Here is an 8989-nt window from a genome sequence, read left to right as displayed (position 1 = left end):
TGGCCTCATCGCCGGCAACGCCGGCTCCCACAGGGTTCCGGGCCAGCCGCATGATTTAAGCTCGAGACAGGAACCTGTGGGAGCTAACATTGCCAGCGATGAGGCCCGCAAGAACAACCCGACCAGCAAGGCTGATGGCCCCATCGCCGGCAAGCCGGCCACAGTTCTTCGCCGTTTCTGGCAACGGCGGCCGGCAGTTCTCAGATCTCCCGCAGAAACTCCGAAACCAGCGCCAGCCCTTGCTCCATCACCTGCGGGTTATTGGCATAGCCGATGCGCACATAGCCCTCGATATCCAGGGCGCTGCCCGGGGTGAACATCACGCCCTTGCTGTCCAGCAACTTCACGCAGAATTCCCGCGACGGCATATCCACGTCGAGCTTGAGCAGGGCAGTGGTGCCGGCCCTCGGCTTGACGTAGGACACCTTCGGCTCCCGCGCCACCCAGGCGTCCAGCATGGCCAGGTTGTCGCGGGTCAGGGAGTGAGCGCGGTCGAGGATGTGCTGGCGGTGCTCCAGGGCGATACAGGCGAAGTGATCATCGAGCATGCCGACGCTGATGGTGTTGTAGTCGCGATGGATCGACACGGCATGGATCAGCGCCGGCGGGGCGACGATCCAGCCCAGGCGCAGGCCGGCCAGGGAGAAGGTCTTGGACATGCTCGCAGTGCTGATGCCTTTTTCGTACAGGTCGGCGATCGACACGGTAAAGCCGTCGCCGTGCTGGTCGGTGCCGCGATAGACCTCGTCGCACAGCAACCAGGCGTCCACCGAGCGGGCGATCTCGACGATGTCTTCGAGCATGGCCCGGTCCATCAGCGAGCCGGTGGGGTTGTTCGGGTTGTTCAGGGCGATCACTTTGGTATTGCCACGAACCATGCCGCGCAATTCGGCGAGGTCCGGGAGGAAGGCGTTTTCTTCGCGCAGGCGCAGGATGGAAACATCCGCCCCATAGCTCTCGGGAATCGAATAGTGCTGCTGGTAGGTCGGCGCCACCGACACCACATGGTCGCCAGGCTCGACCAGGGTCTCGTAGACCAGCGCGTTGGCGCCGATGGCACCGTGGGTGACGATCACGTTGTTGCGTTGCTGGCGCTCATACAGCCCGGCGATCAGGTCACGCAGGCGCTCGGAGCCTTCGATGGCACCGTACGTCATCTTCATCGGCAGCAGTTCATCGAGGATGCTCTCGCGCTTGCCGGCGAAGTCCAGCAACTGGCCAAGGGTGATGGACTCGACACAGGTTTCCGCCAGGTTATAGCGACACTGGGTCTCATAGGCGTTCATCCAGATTTCGACGCCGAACTCCTTGATCTTCATTGGCTTGCCTCTTGTTCTTCACGCAGATTGATAGGGGCCCGGGCTGCCTATTTATAGCTTTAAATTCCACCATGGACAATATGTCTCTTTGTGAGATGTAAAAAAGCCCGCCGAAGCGGGCTGGGTGGACCTATGCCTGCTCGCGCAGTGCCTTGACCCATTTGTACACCGTGGCCCGCCCCATGTTGAGCACGTTGGCCACATAGTCGGCGGCACTGCGGCCATCGAAGGCACCCTCGGCGTAGAGCGCTTCGATCAGGGCGCGCTTGTCCTTCATGCCCAGGGTATTCAGCGACAGTTGGCGCTCGGCCAGCCAGGCGTGGAGGAAAGTGTTGATGCGCTCCTGCCAGTCATCGCGGAACAGCGCCTCGGGCTGCGGAATCAGGCGGCTGACCTGGAAAAACGCATTGAGCGCCTCGCGGGCCTGGTCGAGCACGGCGAAATTCAGGTTGATGCACAGCAGCGCTTCGGCCCGGCCCTGGTCGTCACGCAGGACGCTGGTGATCGAGCGGATCTTCTGCCCGTTCCAGTTGAGCTTTTCATAGGGGCCAAGGCTGGAGGCCTGGTCGAAATCCCCAGGCAACTCGTCCAGCGCCGAATCGTCGCCGAGCTGGCGCTTGGAAAAGTTGTTGGCGATATGCACCACGGTCTGGCTGGCGAGGTCGTGGACGATGACCTCGGCGTGGGGGAAGAGCAGGGCGGCGATGCAGTCGGCGATGGTCTTGTAGTTGTCCAGTTTGTTCATGGATGACGGCAGCAGGCAGGGGCGGATGGCCATGATAGCCGCCCCGGTCGCTGGTACCGCAAAAAAGATGAACCCCGGTAAGACAGCGGCGCTCAGAACAGGTAGTGACACCAGAACCGGAACTGACCCGAGGATTCAATGATGAACACACTGTTGCGCAGCGCGGGCTTTGCCCTGGCCTTCACCCTGGCAGGCGCGGTGCATGCCGCCCAGGACGCCGACGACTTCGTCGAGGACGCCTCGGCCAAGGGCATCGCCGAAGTGGAGGCGGCCAGGCTGGCCGAGGAAAAAGGCAGCGCCACCGACGTCAAGGAATTTGCCGCGATGATGCTCAAGGACCATGGCGCGGCCAACGAGAAGCTCAAGTCGATCGCCGCGAGCAAGAAACTCGAGGTATCCAGCGATGCTGACCTGATCGACAAGGCCAAGGCGATGATCCTCGAACTGCGTGGTGCCAAGTCCTTCGACCAAGCCTACGCAAACAACCAGGTCAATGCCCATGAAGCGGCGATCCGCCTGTTCGACGACTACGCCAAGGACGGCAAGGACGCGGAGCTGCGTACCTTTGCCGAGCAGACCCTGCCGACCCTGAAGGCCCACCTGGAGAAAGCTCGCCAGCTGGCTGCCGCCCATGGGGGTTCGTCGGTCGGCCCGGGTGCCACCACCCGCGATGCGGTCGATCCGGTAGTGCCGGGCCCGGGCGGTGTGCCGACCACGCCGAAGGACCATTCGGAGACCACCAAGCCGTAGATTTCACCGCCAACGAAAAGGCCGGCAGCGCCACAGATAATCCTGTGGCGCTGCCGGCCTTTTTCGTCGAGCGGATCTAGCGTCCCAACACGGTCCTTACGGTTTTCTGCAGCACCTCGAACGCCACCGGCTTGTCGACATGGGCATTGAAGCCTGCCTGCAATGCTTCATTCTTGTCCTGGCTGGCGCCGAATCCGGTCAGGGCCACCACCGGCAGGCTGGCGAAGCGACTGTCCTGGCGTAGCCTGGCGATCAGCTCCAGCCCGTTCATCACCGGCATGCCCAGGTCCGAGAGAACCAGATCAAAGACTGCACCGTCTTCGTCCAGCCGTTGCAGCGCCTCGGCGCCGTTGCTGGCCAGGGTCACTTCGGCGCCTTCCAGTTCCATCAGCGCCTTCATGATGTCGAGGATGTCCGTGGAGTCGTCGACGATCAGCACCTTGAGCCCGAGAAAATCGCCTGGGGTGTCGTCCAGCTCGGCGCCGGCCGGTGCCTCGTCGCGGCTGTAGTGCGGCAGCCAGACACTGAAGGTGGCACCACGGCCGAGCCCGGCAGACCGCGCCTCGACCCGGCCGTGATGAGCCTCCACCAGCTCGCGCACCAGCGCCAGGCCGATGCCCAACCCGCCGCGGTTCTGGCCGTGGCGATGCTCCGGCACCTGGCCGAACATGTCGAAGATCAGCGGCAACGACTCGGCGGCGATGCCCTGGCCGTTGTCCTGCACATCCAGGCGCACCTGGTTGCCTTCGTCCACCAGGCGCAGGCAGATCCGTCCACCCGCCGCGGTGAATTTCAGCGCATTGTTCAGCAGGTTCCAGATGATCTGCTCGATGCGTACCGGGTCGGCGTCGATCACCAGCGGGTCCTGGCCGTCCTCGGGCAGTTCCAGGTCGATGCCGATCTGCTCGCCGGCGGCATCGCCCTTGGCCACATTGGCGATGTCGGCCAGCACTTGTTGCAACAGCACCGGGCCGCGATTGAGCTTGAGCTTGCCGGTGTTGATCCGCGACAGGTCGAGCAGGTCGTCGATGATCCGCGCCTGGCTGCGCACCGCGCCGAGGATGGTTTCCACCGCGCGCCCGGCCACGGCATTGCCGCGTACCTGGGGCAGGCGGGTCATCAGTTCACCGTTGAGCTGGATCAGGTTGAGCGGATGCTTAAGCTCGTGGGACATGACCGCAAAGAATTCGTCCTTGAGCTTGCTGCTGGTGCGGCTTTGCTGGAGTTGCCAGACCTGCTCGGACTCCTGGCGCTTCTTGTCGGTGATGTCCCGGCCAATCTTGGCGAAGCCGTGCAAGCCGTTGTGCAGGGCGGTAGTGACACCGCTGCAGAAGAAGCGGCTGCCATCCTTGCGCTGCAGCCAGCGTTCGTCGTCGGCACGACCGTCCTTGCGCGCCAGGCGCAGTTCTTCCTGGAGCACGCCGCCCTCACGGTCTTCGGGGAGGAAGATCAGTTCGGCGGACTGGCCCAGTATTTCCTCCTCGCGGTAGCCGAAGGTGCGCTCGGCGCCACGGTTCCAGGTGGTGATCAGGCCCTGGGCATCCATGGTCAGGATGATGAAGTCCTGGGTGCTTTCCGCCGCCAGGCGCAGGCGTTCCTCACCCTCGCGCACCCGGTCCTCGGCCTGGCGCCGCTCACTGATATCGATGAAGGTCAGTACCGCGCCGTCGATCAGGTCCTCGGTGGTGCGATAGGGCAGGAGGCGGGCGATATACCAGCGGCCATCGTTGCTCGGCACCTCGCACTCGATGATGCGCAGCGACTCGAAGGCGGTCACGGCATCATCGGCCATGCCCGGGTAGTCGAGGCGATGGGTGATATCCAGCAGCGAGCGCCCGGTATCCGAAGGAATGATGCTGAAGATCTCGGTGGCCCGCGGCGTGTAGGACTTGATGCGCATGCGCCGGTCGACGAACACCGTGGCGATGTCGGTGGAGGCGATCAGGTTTTGCAGGTCGTCGTTGATCTTGCCGGTTTCCTCGACCTTGCTCTTGAGCTCCTGGTTGACCGTGATCAGCTCTTCGTTGATCGATTGCAGCTCTTCCTTGCTGGTTTCCAGCTCCTCGGTGGTGGAGCGCAGCTCCTCGTTGATCGCCTGGAGTTCTTCGTTGGAGGCCTTGAGTTCCTCGGTGGAGGTCTCGGACTGCTCGACCGTGGCCTGCAGTTGCTCCTTGGTCCGTTGCAACTCGCCTTCGAGCTGGGACAGCACGCTGTCCTTGCCGTCATCGCGGGCGCTCTTGACCTCGGCGCTCATGGTTTCCTCGACTTCGTCGAACAGCACCAGGACGAAGTCGGCGTCCAGGTCGCGGAACGGCCGGGCGACCATGTTGACGTAGTAGTTGCGCCCGTCGCGCTCCAGTTGCAGGCGCCGCGCCTCGATGCTCTTGCCGGTCTGGAAGGCCTGGTACAACGCGGTGCGCAGCTCCAGGCGCAGCTCCGGCAACACCTGCACCAGCAGGTTGTGCGACGGCTCGCCACCGACATAGCGCAGGAAGCGCCCGGCACGATCGGACATGTGCACGATGTCCGAGTCCTGGTTGACCACCACGCTGGGCGGGCCGTACTGCTCGAGCACGCGCTGGTGGACCTCGGCGAAGGAGACCTTGCGCCGCTCCAGGTTGCGCTCGATGCTCGGCAGGGAGAAGCCGGTGAAGGCATTGAGCGGCAGGGTCGGGGTCGGCCGGCCGAGACTGGAGCTGGCCTTGGCGCGGTAGATGCGGTTTTTCTTGTCCACCGGGGTGAACAGGTCCAGGCACACGTCGGCCGACTCCGAGCTGCCGAGGAACAGGTAGCCGCCAGGCGCCAGGGCGAAGTGGAACATCTGCAGGATGTCCGCCTGCACCTGGCGGTCGAGGTAGATCAGCAGGTTGCGGCAACTGATCAGGTGCAGTTTGGAAAACGGCGGGTCGCGCAGCAGGTTGTGCAGGGCGAACAGCACCCGTTCGCGAATTTCCTTCTTGACCCGGAAGTGGGTCTGCTCCTTGGCGAAGTGCTGGCGCAGGCGCGCCGGTGGAATATCGGTGACCACGGCTTCGGGGTAGACGCCGGCGCGGCCGACACCGATGGCGTGCTCGTCGATATCGGTGGCGAACACCTGGAACTTGTGGGTGCTATGGCTGAAATCCAGGTGGTCGGCCAGCAGCATGGCGATGGAATAGGCTTCCTCGCCGGACGAGCAACCCGCCGACCAGGCGCGTACCGTGGGGTCGCTTTCGGCCGTGAGGTCGAACAGGCGCGGGATGATCTCCCGCTCCAGCGCCTCGAAGGCTTCGCGGTCACGGAAGAAATTGGTCACGCCGATCAGCATGTCGTCGAGCAGGGCACTGGCTTCCTCGGAGTTGGCGTTGAGGAAGTCGCGGTAGCCGGGCAGGTCGCTCAGGCGGTTGACCTGCATGCGGCGCTCGATGCGGCGCAGCACGGTGGCGCGCTTGTAATGCTTGAAGTCATGGCCGGTGCGGGTGCGCAGGATGATGATGATTTCCCGCAGCGCGGCATCGGCGGCGCGCTCTGCCTCGGCGGTATCGGGGTTGTGCAGCGGCGGCTCGATCTCGTCGCCCAGCGGCAGCTCGATGTTGCGCATGTTCTCCCACAGTTCCACCAGCTTCTGCGGCATGTCCACCACCGGCAGGACGAAGTCGACCTGGCCGGTGGCGATGGCGTTGCGCGGCATGCTTTCGTACTCGGCGTCGTCGAGGGACTGGGCCAGGGTCATGCCGCCCTGTTCCTTGACCCGCACCAGCCCGGCACTGCCGTCGTTGCCGGCGCCGGACAGAACGATGCCGATGCCGCGATGGCGATGGGCATCGGCCATGGTGCGGAAGAACACGTCGATGGCGATATGCCGCGGCTGGCCACTGGGGCGCTCGGTGACCCGCAGGTAGCCGTCGAGCATTTCCAGCTGCATGGCGGGGGAGATCAGGTAGACGTGGTTGGCTTCCACCGGGGTCGGCTTGGTCACTTGCTGCACCGGCATCCGCGTGACTTTCTGCAGAATGCGGTCGGCGCTGCTTTCGTGCTCGGCAGAGAGGTGCATCACCACCACGAAGGCCATGCCGCTTTCGCTGGGCATTTCTTCGAAGAAGTGCAGCAAGGCCGCCAGGCCGCCGGCGGAGGCGCCCAGCCCGACGATGGGGAAGGGCAGGAAACTGGGGAGGGAGGTGTAGGGCGTTCTGGCCTGTAGCGTCTCGTCGGGTGTGTTCATGTGCGTGGTGCTCTGCTGACGCGTGATGGCCGACCAGTAAAAATTCAGACAGCCAAGCTGCTGCCTTCCTGGCACAAGGGCGGAACTTTACCGCATAAATCGTCGCGCAGGGCTCAAAGCAGCGGCCGCGCGGCAAGCAGGGCGCGGACCTGGTCGAGATCGTTTTCGATGCCGTTCAGGTGAGCGTCCACCTGGGCGGCGGCCTGGGTCAGATGGCTGACCTGGGCTTGCAGGCGCTTCAGGCTGTCCAGGTGCGCGGCGATGGAGTCGCCCAGTTGTGCGCCCTGCATCAGGTGTCGTGTTTGCTGGGGGTCGTCTTGCACGCGCATCGGTGGTTTCCCTGGCAATTATTGGTGCGATTTACTCATGGACCATGAGGATAGGCCGAAGGTTGCCTGCCGTGTGCATTCCTTCAGCCGTGGACCGCCTTGCGCAGCGGCACTTCCTTGATTGCCCAGGACAAGGCGAACGCCACTCCGGCAATCGCGCAGGCGACCAGGAACACCCCGTGCATGGCCCCGGAGAATGCCAGCAGGTAGGCATGGTGCTGCGCTGCCGGCAGTTCATGCACCGCGGTGGGCGACAGGCTCGCCGTGCCGGTGGCGAAATCGCCGGCCAGGCGTGCCGCCAGCGAGTGGGAGAACAGCGCGCCGAACACCGACACGCCGATGGAACCGCCAATCGAGCGGAACAGGGTCGCCCCCGAGGTCGCCACTCCCATATGCCGCGGCTCCACACTGTTCTGCACCGCCAGGATCAGCACCTGCATGACCATGCCCAGCCCGGCGCCAAGGATGCCCATATAGAGGTTCATCAAGGCCATTGGCGTGTCCAGGTCGAGACGGCTGAGCAGGCCCATGGCGATCATCTGGAGGAAGGTGCCGGCGATCGGGAACCGGCGATAGCGCCCCCAGCGGCTGACCAGGCGTCCGGTGATCGCCGAGACCACCAGCAAGCCGCCCATCAGCGGCAGCATCTGCAAGCCGGCGCTGGTTGGCGAGGCGTCCTTGACCACCTGCATGTACAGCGGCAGGAAGGTCACCGCGCCGAACAGCGAAATACCCACCATGAAACCGATCAGGCTGGACAGAACGAAGGTGCGTTGGCGAAACAGGTGCAGTGGCATGATCGGCTCGGCGGCGCTGCGCTGTTCGATAACGAAACCGACCAGACCGATCATCCCGACCAGCGCCAGGCAAATCATGTCCAGCGAGGCCCAGGGCAACAGGCTGCCGCCGAGGCTGGTGATCAGGACCAGGGCGGCCAGGGCCAGGGTCAGGTAGAAGGCGCCGAAGTAGTCGATGACGTGCTTGACCCGGGCCACGTGCGGGCGGAACACCGCACCGATCACCGCCAGGGCGATCAGCCCGAGGGGCAGGTTGATATAGAAGATCCAGCGCCACGACAGGTGTTCGACGAGAAACCCGCCAATCAATGGCCCGACCACCGTGGCCAGGCCGAACACACCGCCGAACAGGCCCTGGTAGCGGCCACGCTCCGCCGGTGGGATGACGTCGCCGATGGCTGCCATCGCCACCACCATCAGACCGCCACCGCCCAGGCCCTGCAGGGCGCGCAGGAGGATCAGCTGGGTCATGTCCTGGGCCATGCCGCATAGCACCGAGCCGAGCAGGAACAGTACGATGGACACTTGCAGTACCCGGCGGCGGCCGTACAGGTCGCCGAACTTGCCGTACAGCGGCACCACCACGGTGGAGGCCAGCAGGTAGGCGGTGACCACCCAGGACAGCCAGCGCAGGCCACCGAGGTCGCCGACGATGGTCGGCAGGGCGGTGGAGACGATGGTCTGGTCGAGGGCGGCGAGGAACATCACCAGCAGCAGCGAGCCGAGCAGCAGGGCTACAGGTGGGTGATCGGCCTGCCGGGTGGCGATGGCCGGGGATTCGGAATCTGCTTGCATGGCGTGGACCTGAAAAGGGTGACCCGGTTGATTGCTGTTTTGGGGGGGGGGGC

General features: G+C 64.3%; 6 protein-coding genes. 1 reads left to right on the top strand and 5 read right to left on the bottom strand.

All coding sequences use genetic code 11. From position 1 onward, the window contains the following. Positions 1–200 precede the first annotated feature (200 nt). Together ACODSK_RS31605 and ACODSK_RS31600 are read right to left on the bottom strand one after the other, a co-directional pair. Positions 201–1319 (bottom strand): aminotransferase, encoded by a 1119-nt coding sequence (locus ACODSK_RS31605; protein ID WP_489021936.1) that lies wholly within the window; start codon positions 1317–1319, stop codon positions 201–203. Between the two features lie 130 nt (positions 1320–1449). Continuing rightward, entirely contained in the window at positions 1450–2064 is a 615-nt protein-coding gene (locus tag ACODSK_RS31600; protein ID WP_489021937.1) for a helix-turn-helix transcriptional regulator, read from the bottom strand. Between the two features lie 141 nt (positions 2065–2205). Here ACODSK_RS31600 and ACODSK_RS31595 point away from each other — a divergent pair, with 141 nt between their 5' ends. After that, positions 2206–2814 carry a DUF4142 domain-containing protein gene (locus ACODSK_RS31595; protein ID WP_489021934.1) on the top strand — a complete coding sequence of 203 codons (609 nt, stop codon included), beginning with the start codon at positions 2206–2208 and terminating at the stop codon, positions 2812–2814. Positions 2815–2890: 76 nt separating this feature from the next. Here ACODSK_RS31595 and ACODSK_RS31590 read toward each other — a convergent pair whose 3' ends face one another. The 3 genes from ACODSK_RS31590 to ACODSK_RS31580 form a co-directional block, all read right to left on the bottom strand. Beyond that, entirely contained in the window at positions 2891–7015 is a 4125-nt protein-coding gene (locus tag ACODSK_RS31590; RefSeq protein ID WP_489021933.1) for a CheR family methyltransferase, read from the bottom strand. A 113-nt stretch (positions 7016–7128) separates the two neighbouring features. Beyond that, a complete protein-coding gene (locus tag ACODSK_RS31585; RefSeq protein ID WP_489021931.1) occupies positions 7129–7344 on the bottom strand; it encodes a hypothetical protein in 216 nt (71 codons plus the stop codon). An 83-nt stretch (positions 7345–7427) separates the two neighbouring features. Continuing rightward, entirely contained in the window at positions 7428–8936 is a 1509-nt protein-coding gene (locus tag ACODSK_RS31580; protein ID WP_489021929.1) for an MDR family MFS transporter, read from the bottom strand. Positions 8937–8989 lie beyond the last annotated feature (53 nt).

The sequence above is a fragment of the Pseudomonas sp. FG98 genome (genome assembly GCF_057808595.1).
This window is presented reverse-complemented; position numbering and strand designations above follow the sequence as displayed.

Excerpts from the sequence above, each read along its gene's own strand:
- ACODSK_RS31585 (WP_489021931.1), bottom strand. The coding sequence starts at position 7,344 with ATGCGCGTGCAAGACGACCCCCAGCAAACACGACACCTGATGCAGGGC.
- ACODSK_RS31600 (WP_489021937.1), bottom strand. The coding sequence starts at position 2,064 with ATGAACAAACTGGACAACTACAAGACCATCGCCGACTGCATCGCCGCC.
- ACODSK_RS31605 (WP_489021936.1), bottom strand. The coding sequence starts at position 1,319 with ATGAAGATCAAGGAGTTCGGCGTCGAAATCTGGATGAACGCCTATGAG.
- ACODSK_RS31580 (WP_489021929.1), bottom strand. The coding sequence starts at position 8,936 with ATGCAAGCAGATTCCGAATCCCCGGCCATCGCCACCCGGCAGGCCGAT.
- ACODSK_RS31595 (WP_489021934.1), top strand. The coding sequence starts at position 2,206 with ATGAACACACTGTTGCGCAGCGCGGGCTTTGCCCTGGCCTTCACCCTG.
- ACODSK_RS31590 (WP_489021933.1), bottom strand. The coding sequence starts at position 7,015 with ATGAACACACCCGACGAGACGCTACAGGCCAGAACGCCCTACACCTCC.